We start from the raw sequence: 11524 nt of genomic DNA, 5'->3' as shown, positions 1-11524 counted from the left end.
TGCGGGACCTGCCCCGGACCGGCTGTCGCCTCACCGACCGAAGCGCTCGACGAAGGCCTTCATCAGGTTGGCCGGTTCGGTGACGATGGACGCGTCGATGGCGGCGATGACGTCTTCCATGGCGTCGGGATCGAAGTAGCCGTATTCCCGGTAGATCCGGATGCGGGTCAGGATTCCCGCATTGGTCAGCTCGGGGTGGAACTGCGTCGCGTACACGTTCCGGCCGACCCGGAAGGCCTGCACCGGACAGTTCTGCCCGGTGGCCAGCAGCACGGCACCCTTGGGGAGCGCCGAGCACGCCTCCTTGTGTCCGACGAAGGCCTCGAAGCTCGGCGCGAGCCGGGCGAAAAGCTGATCGGATGCCCCCGCGTCGGTGAGCGAGATCCAGGCCGGGCCGGCCTCCTCCGACCAGGTGCCGTCGAGCGTGCCGCGCAGGTGGCTCGTGATCAGCCCCACCCCGTAGCAGGCGCCGAGGAACGGGAAGTCCCGGTCGAGGACCCGGTCGAGGAGTTCGGCCAGCTCGCTCTCGACGCGGCGTTGCACGGGCGACTTGACCGCGGGAGCATCGCTCGCGTTGAACGGGCTGCCACCCACGATGATGCCCGAGTACGCGTCCAGGTCGATCGACGGCATCGGACCGGCCTCGAGTCGCACCCGGTGCAGTTGCTCGGGCAGCAGTGCCCCGGCCTCGAGGAAACCGGCGTACTCGTCGTCGGCGGCCTCGTCCTCGGAACGGGTGGCCAGCAGCAGGAAGGGCTTCACAGCCTCATCGTAGCGTCGGCCTGCACGTCAGTAGTCGACGGTGTACGCGGGAACCAGCACGAGCCTCACCTGCTTCGGGTCGAGTCCGCCGGCGCGCAGTTCCTGCTCCAGCACGGTGGTGTCCGGCAGCGGGAGGGAACCCTCCACGCTGACGACCACCGTATTGTCGGGGTCGGTCGTCACGCTGTCCAGCCGCCAGCCGGCATCCGTCGCCCAGCGCTGGGACACCGACAGCACGGATGCTTCGAACAGGTTCGAGCGGGCCACGCTCACGCTCGAGACGCTCAGGGGCACGAGCACGATCACGCCCATGGCGACGGCGACCAGGATGCCGTTGCGCCGGTGCGTGCGTCGCGCCCGCGGGGTGGCCGGGGCCTCACCCAAACGGTTGACTCCGTAGAGCGCCATCACGACGATGCCGGTGCCGAGGATCGCCGCAACGTTCGTCATGAAGAGGAGCAGTGCACCGAGCGATTGCAGCAGTGCACCGGCTTCGAAGGTGAAGCCCACCACCGAGAGGGGCGGCACGAGCGAGATCGCGATGGCCACGCCCGGCAGTGCGTCGGAGATGTCCCGGCGGACCAGGGCGATGGAACCGACCACCCCGGTGCCGAGAGCAGCGAGCAGGTCGATCAGGCGCGGATGAACCCGGGCGGCGACCTGCGAGTTGTTCTCCGCCAGGACGTCCACGGGCAGCAGCAGCCCGACCAGCACGGCGATGCCGATGGCGGCGGCGGCCCCCGCCAGCATCAGGCCGATCGACCGGCTGAGGTTCTTCGGGTCGCCGAGGACCGTGGCCAGCATGGTGCCCTGGATCGGGATCATCAGCGGGGCGATGATCATCGCCCCGATCACGGTCGCGGTGGAATCGGAGGCGACACCGGCAGCGGCGATGACCGATGCCAGCACGAGCAGGATCCAGAACCGGCTGACCCGCTCGCGAAAACGCGGCCCCTCGTAGAACACGGTCTCCCGCATGTAGGCCACATCGTTCATCGCGAGGCGGGGCAGCTTGATCTCCATCCGCCGCGGATCTACGCGGGTGCGGCGATGTTGACCATCCAGGTCACGCCGAATTCATCGACGCAGATCCCGAAGCTGTCATCCCACGGCGACGGCGACAGCGGCATGACGGTCGTGCCGCCGGCCGAAAGCTTGTCCCAATAGCCGCGCAGCACCGGTTCGTCGTCGCCGCTGAGCGACACGGAATAGTTGGTCCCCGGCCGATATTCCATCCGGTTCGGCGTATCGGAGCCCATCAGCACCAGGCCGTCGTCGGTGCTGAGCATGGCGTGCATGATCTTGTCCTGCTCGGTCGGATCATCACTGGCCTGGAACTCGCCGAAGGTGCTCAGGGTCAACACCCCGCCGAAGACCCTCTGGTAGAACTCCATCGCTTCCCTGGCGTTGTCGCGGAATCCCAGGTAGGGATTGAGCCGTGTCGTCATGGTGAACCTCCTGGCATCGGTGAGTGGATGCTCCGATTATGAGCCGGACCCCGCGCCAGCACGAGGCACGCCCGGAAGTCTTCTACGCTGGGGACATGGACGTCTCCCGGGCCGCTACTGTGCGGCCGATTCTCACCCTCACCGTCAACCCCGCACTCGACGTGAGCACGTCGACCGAGCAGGTGGTCAGCGAGCACAAGATGCGCTGCGGCCGGTCCCGCCTCGACCCGGGCGGCGGCGGCGTGAACGTGGCCCGGGTGGTGCAACGGCTCGGCGGGCAGGCCCTCGCCGTCTACACCGCCGGCGGCCCGACCGGGGAGGCCTTCCGCCGGTTGATCGAAGCCGAGCGCATCCCGACCCTGGCGGTGCCGATCCAGGGAAGCACCCGCGAAAGCTTCACCGTCGATGAGACGGGAACGGGCAAGCAGTTCCGCTTCGTGCTGGAGGGTCCCGAGCTCAGTGAAGCCGAGTGGCGGGCCTGTCTCTCCGTCGTCGAAGAGGCGATACCGGTGGGCGGCTATGTGGTCGCCAGCGGCAGCCTGCCGCCGGGAGTGCCGGACGACTTCTATGCCCGGGTGACCCGGCTCGCGAACGAGCGCGGCGCCCACTGCGTCGTGGACACGTCCGGCCCGGCGCTCGCTGCGGCGCTCGCGGAGGGTGTCTACCTGGTCAAACCCAGCGGACGCGAGCTGGGTGAGCTCGTCGGTGCAACCCTCGACACCGAGCAGAGCAAGATCGACGCGGCCGCCGAGCTCGTCGCCCGCGGATCGGCGCAGATCGTCGCCCTGACGCTCGGCGGAGCGGGTGCCGTGCTCGCCACGACCAGCGGGATCATCCGTCTCGGGGTGCCGCAGGTCGAGGTGAAGAGCACCGTCGGGGCCGGCGACAGCTTTCTCGGCGCCTTCGTCCTGCGGATCGCGCAGGGGCACCCGGTGGACCGGGCCTTCCGGGCTGCCGTCGCCGCCGGCAGCGCCACCGCCATGACCCCGGCCACGGAGCTCTGCCACCGTGCCGACGTCGAGCGGCTGGAAGCCGAGCTGGTGGCGCTCGCATGAGACTCACCGCGATTGATCCGCCCAGCCGCAGCTTTTCCCGCTGGCTCACCGACGAGGAGGTCGGGCAGGTGCTCGCCGCCAGCCGCGGGTGGCGGCTCGCCGCCGACGGCAGGGTGATGGCCGGCACGTTGCGCAAGACTCGCATCGCCCCGTCCCTGGCTGCGCTCGGCGCCACCGCCGCAGCCGAGCGCTGGGTCAGCCGCCCCGCGGCGCCCGGTAGCGACGGCAGCGGCCCGACACACATGATGTGGGGCGTCTTCAACGCCCGGACCGACGCCGAAATCGCCGCGAAGGTCGCCGCATGACCGCTGGCGGAGCACCTGGAACCGGTCGTACCGTGACCTCGATCGCCCGGTTGATCGCCCGGTTGGCCCTGGGATTGTTCCTGCTCTTCGCCGGGATCAGCCACCTGGCCTGGAACAGGCAGGCGTTCCTCGCCCAGGTGCCCACCTGGCTACCGCTCGAGGGCGATTTCGTCGTGCTCGCGTCCGGAGTGGTGGAGATCACCCTGGGCCTGGCGCTGCTGTTGCTGGCCCGGCGCCAGGTTCAGGTGGGCTGGGTCGTGGCCGTGTTCTTCCTGGCGATCTTCCCGGGCAATATCTCCCAGTTCGTGACGCAGACGGATTCGTTCGGCCTGGACACGGACGTCGCCCGCGGCATCCGCCTGCTGTTCCAGCCGGTGCTCGTGCTGTGGGCACTGTGGTCGACCGGAGCGTGGCGTGCCTGGCGTGCGAGCCGGAAGGACTCCTGACGCGCGGCTGATTCGCGACTGATTCGCGACTGATTCAGCCACGTATTCAGGATCCATGCGGCGAATCCGATACCCCATGGGGTATGTTGAGCAGACGAGTTCAACGAAAGGGATCAACAGATGTGCCGTCAAGTTACGTGTAAGAAGTGCGGAAAAACGACCTGGGCCGGGTGCGGTCAGCACGTCGACCAGGTGATGCGAGGCGTTCCGGGAGCACAGCGGTGCCGCGGCCACGAGAACGATGCACCCACCCCCGGTTTCTTCGCCCGGCTTTTCTCCCGCAGCTGAGCTCCGTCCGGCCGTCGGCGCCGGCGGCCGCGTCAGTAGTCGCTGGCGTCGGCGCCGATCGCCGCATCGTGCTTCAGCTTGAGCAGGGCCAGGTCGATGTGCAGGAACACTTCGGTGCGTGCCGCCCGGCGTTCCTCGTAGTCGGGATCCCGCCAGTCGATGTTCAACTTGATCAGGCGTGAGGACACCGCGTCGCTGACCTCGTCGCTCGCGGCGCGCTGGGCCCGGCGCACGAGACGCGCGACCCGATCGTCGTCCGCGGCCACTTCCTCCAGAGCCACCGCCAGCTTCTCGTGCACGCGCCGGCGGAGCTTGAGCTGGCTGATGTCGTGGATCTGGTCTTCCGAAAGGTCGGCGGTCCACCGTGATTTGATCAGCGCCCTGCGCATTTGCTTCACTCGCAGGGCGTATTCCTCGTTTTGACGAGTGAGCAGGTGCAACTCGTGCCGCGCCATCGCCGCATAGTGCTCGGGGTCGTAGTCGGAATGCTCGCCGAGCGCACCCACGATGATGTCGTTCTTGACCGCCATGCGAACGGCGGAGAGCGCGATTGTGAGCCCCTCATCGACGATCAGCTTGATAGCGGTCACGCTACAAAATCTTAGCGGGCAGACGCGCTGGAACCAGGGCCCTCCTCCTCGACGAAGGCCCTGATCCGGTGCGTGTCACTCGGTGTCGCTGGTGTAGGTGCTCTGCTTCTGCGCGGTGGTTGTCATCGCCGGTGTCGCACGCCTCTCCGCCGCCAGGGCGACTCCGAGCAGTGCCACTCCGGTCACGAGGTTCAGGACGTGATCGGCCGTGTTCAGCGCGAGATAGTTGAACTCGGTGCCGACGATGAAGAAGCCGATGATACCCATCAGCAGCAGGATGCCACCGACGGTTCCGTTGACGATCTTCGCCGCCCGGACACTGGCCACCCCGCCGATCAGCAGGGCCGCTCCGAGGAGCATGTAGACCACGTTGAGCATCGGGTTGACCTCGAAGGTGCCAAGGAGCAAGCCACCCTCCGTCGCAACGAAGCCGACGTTGCCTGTCGCAGTGAAGCCGAGCAGGCCGAGGAGGAGGAACAGTGCTCCGAGGACGATTCCGAACATCCGGTTGAGGGAACTAGTCATTGCGGGCCTCCTTAGGACCACATTTGTTGGTACACAAGGTGTTGGTGGAACATTCCCAGTTTTCGCCCGGTGCGGACAACGCGCAAGGCCCTACCGTGTGGGTTGCGGAACCGGCTGCGGCGAGGACAGCGGGGTGATGTACGAGAACCCCGTCGTGTTGTTCTTGGTCATCGAGAGCACCAGTTCCATGTGCGGCTCGAGCGCCGTGACCTTGTCAAGCGGGGAACCGATGATGAGCTGGAAGCCCAGCCCCTTCCAGGCGGCCACAGCCCGGCCGGCGAATTCGGAGTCCGATTTCACGAATCCCTCGTCGAGGAAGACCGGGGCGAAGCGCGGGCGGGTGCGGCTCTCGTCGCCGAGCTGGAACCGCAGGGCGGCTCCGACGACGAAGGCCACCAGCTCCTGGGACTCGCCACCGCTCTTGCCGCCGAGAGAGGAGTAGGTGCTGACCTCCACACCGTCGGGGGTGGTACGCACGGCGGTGATCTCCACGTGCCGGCGCACATCGAGCAGCAGGTCGCGCTGCGTGTCCTGCCGGGACCCGTCGGCGGGACGGCGGATCAGCCCCATGAACGCCTGCAGCCGGGTGAACCGGCTCTCGGTCTGCTCGTCGGTGAGGGCGACGGTGGATCCCCCGGACAGGGCCTTGAGCTCCTTGCGGAACGCGGTGGCATCGTCGCGGTGCAGGCGGCGCAGACTGATCTGGAGCCGGTCGCGCCCGGCGCCGAACGGCAGGGTGGTGAGGATCTCGTTGATCGGACGAAGCCGATCCTCGATCTCCTCGATGGAGGTGGTGAAGGCCCCGACCAGCGGAACCAGGTCCTGACCGCTCCAGAGCGCCAGGCGCCGTTTCCATTCCTGGCGTCGCTCATGAAGTCCGAGCGTGTAGACGGCGTCGAGGATGTCCCGGTAGCTCGGGTAGGAATCGAGCGAGACGCCGATATTGGGGTCAGGCCAGCGGCTCTGGAAGGTCTCGAAGATGCCGATCAGGGTGTTGCGGGCGCCGGCGGCGCTGTCCCGGTCCTGGCTGGACTGCTCGGTCAGGCGCTCACGCAGGCGTTTGATGGCCCCGTCGAACGCGTCGAGATCGTGCTGGTCGGCGACGGCCGCGAACTGCGCGTCGAGGTGGGTGGCATGCTCCTCGGACAGCTGCAGAGCGGCTTCCGGGTCACCGTCGATGCGATCGAGCCGGCTGGTGACGGCATCCTGCCGGTCCACGATCCGGCCCTGCTCGGTCACGAGGGCCTGCAGCGCTCCCTCGGTGGCGTGCTTCTGCTTCTGCGCGGCCTCCAGCTCGGCCGCCAGCCGCTCTTCCTCGTCTTTCAGCGCGCGAAGCACGTCACTGTCGGCGAGGACCCTCTCCCGTTCGGCCTGCTTGTCGGTGATGCGGGCGTCCGCGGCGGCCACGTCGATGACCGAAAAGACGGCGTCGGCGACGACCCGGTGCGCCGCGTTGCGGGCTCGCAGGTCGGCCAGGCGCGAACCGAGACCGGATGCCTCCCGTGCCAGGGTGTCGGCCGTGAGCCGCAGGCGGGCCAGCTCCCCGTCGATGTCCTGCAGGCGGGTGCGGCTGGAGAAGCCGATGATCGACTTCTGGTCGCTGTTCCAGCCGTGGGCGCCGCGGGAGCCGTTGCGGGTCTGCCCGCTCGGCGTGACCCGAGGGCCGTTCCCGCCCAGGTCGGCCGCCGTGGCGACGCACTCCGCGTCGAGGTTCGCGGCCTGCACCCGATCCTGCACCCAGCCGCTGAAGGGCGAGTCCGTGAAGACGAGTTTGCCCGACACGAAGCGGGGGTCGCCGTCGATCTCCTGATGGCCCCGCAGGGGAACCCCCTCGAAGTGGATGCGCACCGGGATGCGCAAAGGGTCGATGGCCAGGCTGAGTGCACGCAGGCGGGTCTCGTCGACAAGCATGACGCGCGAGACGGAGGCGAGGGTGACCTCGGCCGCCTGCCGCCAGGACTCTTCGCCGGGGGCCAGATCGATCAGCTCGGCCAGGAACGGCAGTTCCTCGGCGGGGATACCCGACGCCTCGGCGATCAGCAGCCGCGCGCTGTGCAGGTGCTGTGGGACCAGGCTGGCCCGGCCCGAGAGGAACGTGTGCTCCTGTTTCAGGACGCGGAGGTTCTCCTCGATCGGGTAGGCGGTGCGCTGCACCGCGGTGCGCTCATCCTCCAGGTCGGTCTCCGCGGAGGGAAAGCCGGCCAGGAACGCGTCGGCGTCGGCGCGGGCCCGGTCGAAGTCGTCGGCGGAGTCGATGGAGAGCCCGAGCGGCTGGATCCGCTCGTCGAACTTCGCCCGTTCGGCGGCCACGTCGTCACGTTTGTCTCTCAGCTGTCCGAGCTCGTTCTGCAGGCTGACGAGAACGTCTCCGCCGTTCTCGCGCTGCTGACGCTGGAGGTCGGCGACCCGAACCTTCAACTCGGTTTCGGCATCCCGCGCCGCCGTTTGCCGCACCTGGGTTTCACGGCGCTGCAGCCGGTTGGCGTCGGCGGCTCCCTCGAGCAGGGTGTGCTCGGTGCGCAGCTGCCAGAGCACGAAGGGGGTGTCGCCCGAGCGGTGCACGCCGAACGTGTCGATCAGGTCGGCCTTGTCGGTGGCCGTCTCATAGGCGTTGTGCAGATCGGGCAGGCGTTCGAGCACCTTGGCCTTCTGCGCCTCGGCGACCATGGCCCCGTAGGAGCGTTCCAGGTCTTCGAAGTGGGCGACGGCCTTGTCGGCGGCGGCATAGGTGGCCGGTTCCTCCAGCACCATCGACTTGTAGAGCCCGTCGACCGTCTTGACCTGCTGGCCGGCCTGGATGCGGGCGAGCAGCCGCAGGGCCTTGCCGCCCTCGCCGTTGGCGCCGATGCCGAGGCGGGTGTAGAGGGTCTGGGCGAACGCCGCGTAGGTGTCGAAGACATCCAGTTCGGGGAACCGGGATTTCAGGGCGCGCTTGTCGAACCGGGACTCGGTCACTTCGGCCAGGTCGCGCAGGTCGAGGTAGCCGTCGATCGTGGCCATCTTCATGGTGATATCGGCGAACCGGGTGCCGCCGCGAGGCACGAAATAGGCCCGCAATACGGTGAACCGGCGCTGGTTGTCGTCGATGAAGGTCATGGCAACCGCACCCCAGGTGGACTCGTTGGCACCGCGGAGCACCTGGTCCTGCAACTCCCCCGTGCCGGCCTCCCGGTTGGCGTCGGTCTTACCCTTGAGATAGGTCATCAGGCTGCGCTGGTCGGCGCTGCGCGCACGCCCCGAGCCGGCGTCGTTGGACGCGCCGTTGAACGGGGTGTCCGAGGGCATCATCAGGGCGAGGTAGGCGTCGAGCAGGCTGCTCTTGCCGGTTCCGGAGGCCCCGGAGACCAGGGTGGCCGTCGGCGCGAAGGCGATCTCGTGGTGGCCCTGGAATCCGCCCCAGTTGACCATCTGGAACGATTCGGCGCGCCACTGCGTGGTGCCCTCGGTCAGACCGTCGACGAAGAACAGCGGGGAGTCGGTCATGCGAGGGCCTCCGGCAGAGCGGTGAGATCGGCGAGGTCGAGGTCGGCGTGCTCCGGTAATTGCGCCGAAGAGCCGGGATCGGCGTTGTGGCTGACCAGCCATTCGAGCAGTTCACTCAGGCGTTCGACCGGCAGCAGCACCTCGATCACGGCGGAGACACGGAACCGGTCGGGGTCGCTCGTCTTCAGCAGCACCCGTGCCTTGGCGAGTGCGTCCACCGCTGCCGCGGCCCGGCGTGCGTCGCCCCAGCGGTCGGTGGCGTGCTCGGGCCGGAAATGCCCGACGTTCTCGACCAGGTTGACGCGGTCCACGATGACGATGTCCTGGCCGTTCGCCCGTTCGCTGCGGAAGCGCTGGCGCAGCAGCACCAGCAGAATGGTCTCTTCGCGCGTGTAGGACACGTCGTGCAGCAGGGTGGGGAACCGGTCACCGCCCTCGGCCACCGCCTGCCGTTTGAACGCCACCTCGTAGTGCCGGTCGATGTGCAGGTCGAGGAACATGTCGTTCAGGCGCGACGTGAGCAGGCTCTCGGAGCGCAGCAGGGTCTGCCACTCGGCCGGCTGCAGCGCAGCGGAGATGTAGCGGTGCTTCAGCAGCAGCACCAGGGTGCGGCGCTGCTCCACCGTGAGCCCGCCCTCATCGCCCTCGAACAGGGAAAAGCTGGGTGAGTCGAAATCGGTGGGCTCGTCAGTGTGCTCGTCAGTCATCGTCAGATCCGTAGTTCAGGGCGGACAGCGCCGCGGTTTCGTCGTCGTTGAGCATGATTCGGGGCACCGCGAAGCTGCGGGTGGAGCCGTCCGGCCGGACGGTTTCGAAGCGCTCGAGGGTTTGAGCCCGGCTGACCGCGTCGATCTGGGTGGCGATCTGCAGCATCCCCAGGATTTCGACCGGCCTGCGCAGGGCAGGGTCGAGCTCGTTGAACGCGTCGCCGACGGATGCCGCCTCGCCGTGACTGAAGGCCGTCACGATCGCGTCGCGCAGCTCCCCCAGCAGCGGGCCGCCCTGCTGGCGCATCTCGTCGAGACTCGGCGGCAGCGGGGCGTCGTCGGAGACATCCTGCAGCGCAGGCGGGGCCCGGTGGGCACCCGGATCGTAGAACCGCTCCCGGAGGTGCTCCACGTCGAGGGTTCCCGGCATGAGTTCGGCGGTGACCGTGGAGCGGGGCCCGGCGGTCTCCATCCAGAGGGCGAGTTCCTTGTTGATCTCGCGCAGCAGCCGTTCGAGCTCACGGTCCTTGACCACGTCGTGGTTGACGATGTGCTCGCGCAACGTGGTGGTGAGCCCGTTGCGCTGGGTGAGCACAGCGTCGATGCCCTTCCGGATCAGGCGCACGGTGCCCATGAAGCCGCGACGCTCGATGGAGCTGAGCTCGAGGGCGAAGGGGTGCAGCAGGATCGTCTCGAGGTCGTCGCCCAGTTCCTGCAGGAGGTCGTCGTTGCGGAGCAGAGCGAAGGCTCCCTCGAAGGCCCGGCCCTCCGGGGTCGACGTCATCAGAGCATCCGTTTTGGAGAGGTACTCGTCGAGGACCTCACTGATCGGGCGTTCCTCACCGCGGAAGTCGTTGACGATCTGCCGGTGCATGGCGGCAACGGACTCTTCGACGCGCTTGAAGTCGCTGGGCAGCTGATTGATCAGGTCGATCAGGTTGACATAGCCCTCGTGCATCTGCTCGTTCGAGGCAGCGGCGATCTCGCCGCCGGCCGCGAGGCGGTCACGCTCGGCCGTTTTCTCGGCGATCTCCTGGTCGAGGCGACGGATGCGCTCCTCCCGGTCAGGGTTGGCCTGCGTGGCGCGGTGGCGCACCGTGTCGACGATCGTGGTGAGACGGGATTCGCTGATCAACGCCCGATCGCGGGACAGGCTCTCGACCAGCAACAGCGCCTCGAGGGCGTGCGACGTGAGCGAGTAGTGCTCCTCATCGCCCTCCCCCGTTTCGCGGTAGAGCCACTGATCGTTCATCCACTGCACGCAGAGGGCGCGGCCGGTCTTTCCCGGGACGTCACTGCCGACCGACCGCAGGTCGGCGAGGTACGCGTCGACCTGGGCGTGCAGCAGGTCGGCCTGCACGCTGCGCCGGTCGCGGCTGAAGGAGGACTTGAACACGAAGAGCACGAACGGCGCCCACTTGCGGTCCAGCAGGCGCAGGGTGGGCTTGTCGAACGCTTCGCGCACCCGCGCCAGTTCGCCCGCAAGCTCGCTCATATAGAAGTTCCTTTCCGGGCCTCCTCAAGGGTAGCCGCCCCCGCGCACGGGCAGGGACGCAGTCTGACCGGCCCTGACGTGTGAGACTGTCACGACAAGCTGAAGGAGCGACAAGTGGACGACCCGCGCGCGAACATGGAGGGCAACAATCTGCTGGGTCTCGGGGCACCCCACCTGGACTGGTCGAAGACGCCGGGACGGGTGCCGGGTTTCTGGGTGTCGGTCGTCAGCGTCGTCCTCGCGGTCCTGTTGCCGCTCCCTGCCCTGTTCGTGGCTCTGATCGGGCTGTCCCTCTCCCTCCGGGCCTACGGTGTCATCCCGGCCGGCGCCCGCGGTCGCGGGCTGGTGCTGGCGTCGCTTGCACTGTCGGGCGTCGCGATTGCAGCTGTCGCGGTGCGTCTGGTTCTGATCTTTCTCTAG

General features: G+C 68.0%; 12 protein-coding genes. 4 read left to right on the top strand and 8 right to left on the bottom strand.

Annotation, left to right across the window (positions count from 1 at the left end):
* Positions 1-30 precede the first annotated feature (30 nt).
* Genes AC0J5J_RS00920 through AC0J5J_RS00910 form a run of 3 tightly spaced genes read right to left on the bottom strand, consistent with a single transcriptional unit; the run spans position 31 to position 2210 of the window.
* A complete protein-coding gene (locus AC0J5J_RS00920; protein ID WP_474899018.1) occupies positions 31-762 on the bottom strand; it encodes a glutamine amidotransferase in 732 nt (243 codons plus the stop codon).
* A 27-nt stretch (positions 763-789) separates the two neighbouring features.
* Positions 790-1785 (bottom strand): DUF389 domain-containing protein, encoded by a 996-nt coding sequence (locus AC0J5J_RS00915; RefSeq protein WP_474899016.1) that lies wholly within the window; start codon positions 1783-1785, stop codon positions 790-792.
* Between the two features lie 11 nt (positions 1786-1796).
* Positions 1797-2210: a VOC family protein gene (locus tag AC0J5J_RS00910; protein ID WP_474899014.1), complete on the bottom strand. Its 414-nt coding sequence runs from the start codon at positions 2208-2210 to the stop codon at positions 1797-1799.
* A gap of 38 nt (positions 2211-2248) precedes the next feature.
* Between AC0J5J_RS00910 and AC0J5J_RS00905 the strand changes: the two genes are divergently transcribed.
* From AC0J5J_RS00905 to AC0J5J_RS00895, 3 genes are read left to right on the top strand one after another with little or no spacing between them, the layout of a single operon-like run.
* Positions 2249-3265 carry a 1-phosphofructokinase family hexose kinase gene (locus tag AC0J5J_RS00905; protein ID WP_474899013.1) on the top strand — a complete coding sequence of 339 codons (1017 nt, stop codon included), beginning with the start codon at positions 2249-2251 and terminating at the stop codon, positions 3263-3265.
* On the top strand, positions 3262-3570 hold the full coding sequence (locus AC0J5J_RS00900; protein WP_134422811.1) for a hypothetical protein: 309 nt from the start codon (positions 3262-3264) through the stop codon (positions 3568-3570). The genes AC0J5J_RS00905 and AC0J5J_RS00900 overlap by 4 nt, the downstream gene beginning before the upstream one ends.
* Positions 3567-4016: a DoxX family protein gene (locus tag AC0J5J_RS00895; protein WP_474899011.1), complete on the top strand. Its 450-nt coding sequence runs from the start codon at positions 3567-3569 to the stop codon at positions 4014-4016. The genes AC0J5J_RS00900 and AC0J5J_RS00895 overlap by 4 nt, the downstream gene beginning before the upstream one ends.
* A gap of 320 nt (positions 4017-4336) precedes the next feature.
* Here AC0J5J_RS00895 and AC0J5J_RS00890 read toward each other — a convergent pair whose 3' ends face one another.
* The 5 genes from AC0J5J_RS00890 to AC0J5J_RS00870 form a co-directional block, all read right to left on the bottom strand.
* Entirely contained in the window at positions 4337-4894 is a 558-nt protein-coding gene (locus AC0J5J_RS00890) for a hypothetical protein (protein ID WP_134422807.1), read from the bottom strand.
* Positions 4895-4969: 75 nt separating this feature from the next.
* Positions 4970-5419, bottom strand: coding sequence for a DUF4383 domain-containing protein (locus AC0J5J_RS00885; RefSeq protein ID WP_134422805.1), 450 nt, complete (start codon positions 5417-5419; stop codon positions 4970-4972).
* A 90-nt stretch (positions 5420-5509) separates the two neighbouring features.
* Positions 5510-8902, bottom strand: a complete 3393-nt coding sequence (locus AC0J5J_RS00880) for an ATP-binding protein (protein WP_474899010.1) — start codon at positions 8900-8902, stop codon at positions 5510-5512.
* Positions 8899-9609, bottom strand: coding sequence for a DUF4194 domain-containing protein (locus tag AC0J5J_RS00875; protein WP_134422801.1), 711 nt, complete (start codon positions 9607-9609; stop codon positions 8899-8901). Before AC0J5J_RS00875 ends, AC0J5J_RS00880 begins: the two co-directional genes overlap by 4 nt.
* A complete protein-coding gene (locus AC0J5J_RS00870) occupies positions 9602-11104 on the bottom strand; it encodes a DUF3375 domain-containing protein (protein ID WP_134422799.1) in 1503 nt (500 codons plus the stop codon). The genes AC0J5J_RS00875 and AC0J5J_RS00870 overlap by 8 nt, the downstream gene beginning before the upstream one ends.
* 114 nt (positions 11105-11218) lie before the next feature.
* Here AC0J5J_RS00870 and AC0J5J_RS00865 point away from each other — a divergent pair, with 114 nt between their 5' ends.
* A complete protein-coding gene (locus AC0J5J_RS00865) occupies positions 11219-11524 on the top strand; it encodes a hypothetical protein (protein ID WP_474899008.1) in 306 nt (101 codons plus the stop codon).

The sequence above is a fragment of the Cryobacterium sp. TS_SC_7 genome (assembly GCF_056156285.1).
This window is presented reverse-complemented; position numbering and strand designations above follow the sequence as displayed.

Excerpts from the sequence above, each read along its gene's own strand:
- AC0J5J_RS00875 (WP_134422801.1), bottom strand. The coding sequence starts at position 9,609 with ATGACTGACGAGCACACTGACGAGCCCACCGATTTCGACTCACCCAGC.
- AC0J5J_RS00915 (WP_474899016.1), bottom strand. The coding sequence starts at position 1,785 with ATGGAGATCAAGCTGCCCCGCCTCGCGATGAACGATGTGGCCTACATG.
- AC0J5J_RS00880 (WP_474899010.1), bottom strand. The coding sequence starts at position 8,902 with ATGACCGACTCCCCGCTGTTCTTCGTCGACGGTCTGACCGAGGGCACC.
- AC0J5J_RS00900 (WP_134422811.1), top strand. The coding sequence starts at position 3,262 with ATGAGACTCACCGCGATTGATCCGCCCAGCCGCAGCTTTTCCCGCTGG.
- AC0J5J_RS00870 (WP_134422799.1), bottom strand. The coding sequence starts at position 11,104 with ATGAGCGAGCTTGCGGGCGAACTGGCGCGGGTGCGCGAAGCGTTCGAC.
- AC0J5J_RS00905 (WP_474899013.1), top strand. The coding sequence starts at position 2,249 with ATGAGCCGGACCCCGCGCCAGCACGAGGCACGCCCGGAAGTCTTCTAC.
- AC0J5J_RS00895 (WP_474899011.1), top strand. The coding sequence starts at position 3,567 with ATGACCGCTGGCGGAGCACCTGGAACCGGTCGTACCGTGACCTCGATC.
- AC0J5J_RS00910 (WP_474899014.1), bottom strand. The coding sequence starts at position 2,210 with ATGACGACACGGCTCAATCCCTACCTGGGATTCCGCGACAACGCCAGG.
- AC0J5J_RS00885 (WP_134422805.1), bottom strand. The coding sequence starts at position 5,419 with ATGACTAGTTCCCTCAACCGGATGTTCGGAATCGTCCTCGGAGCACTG.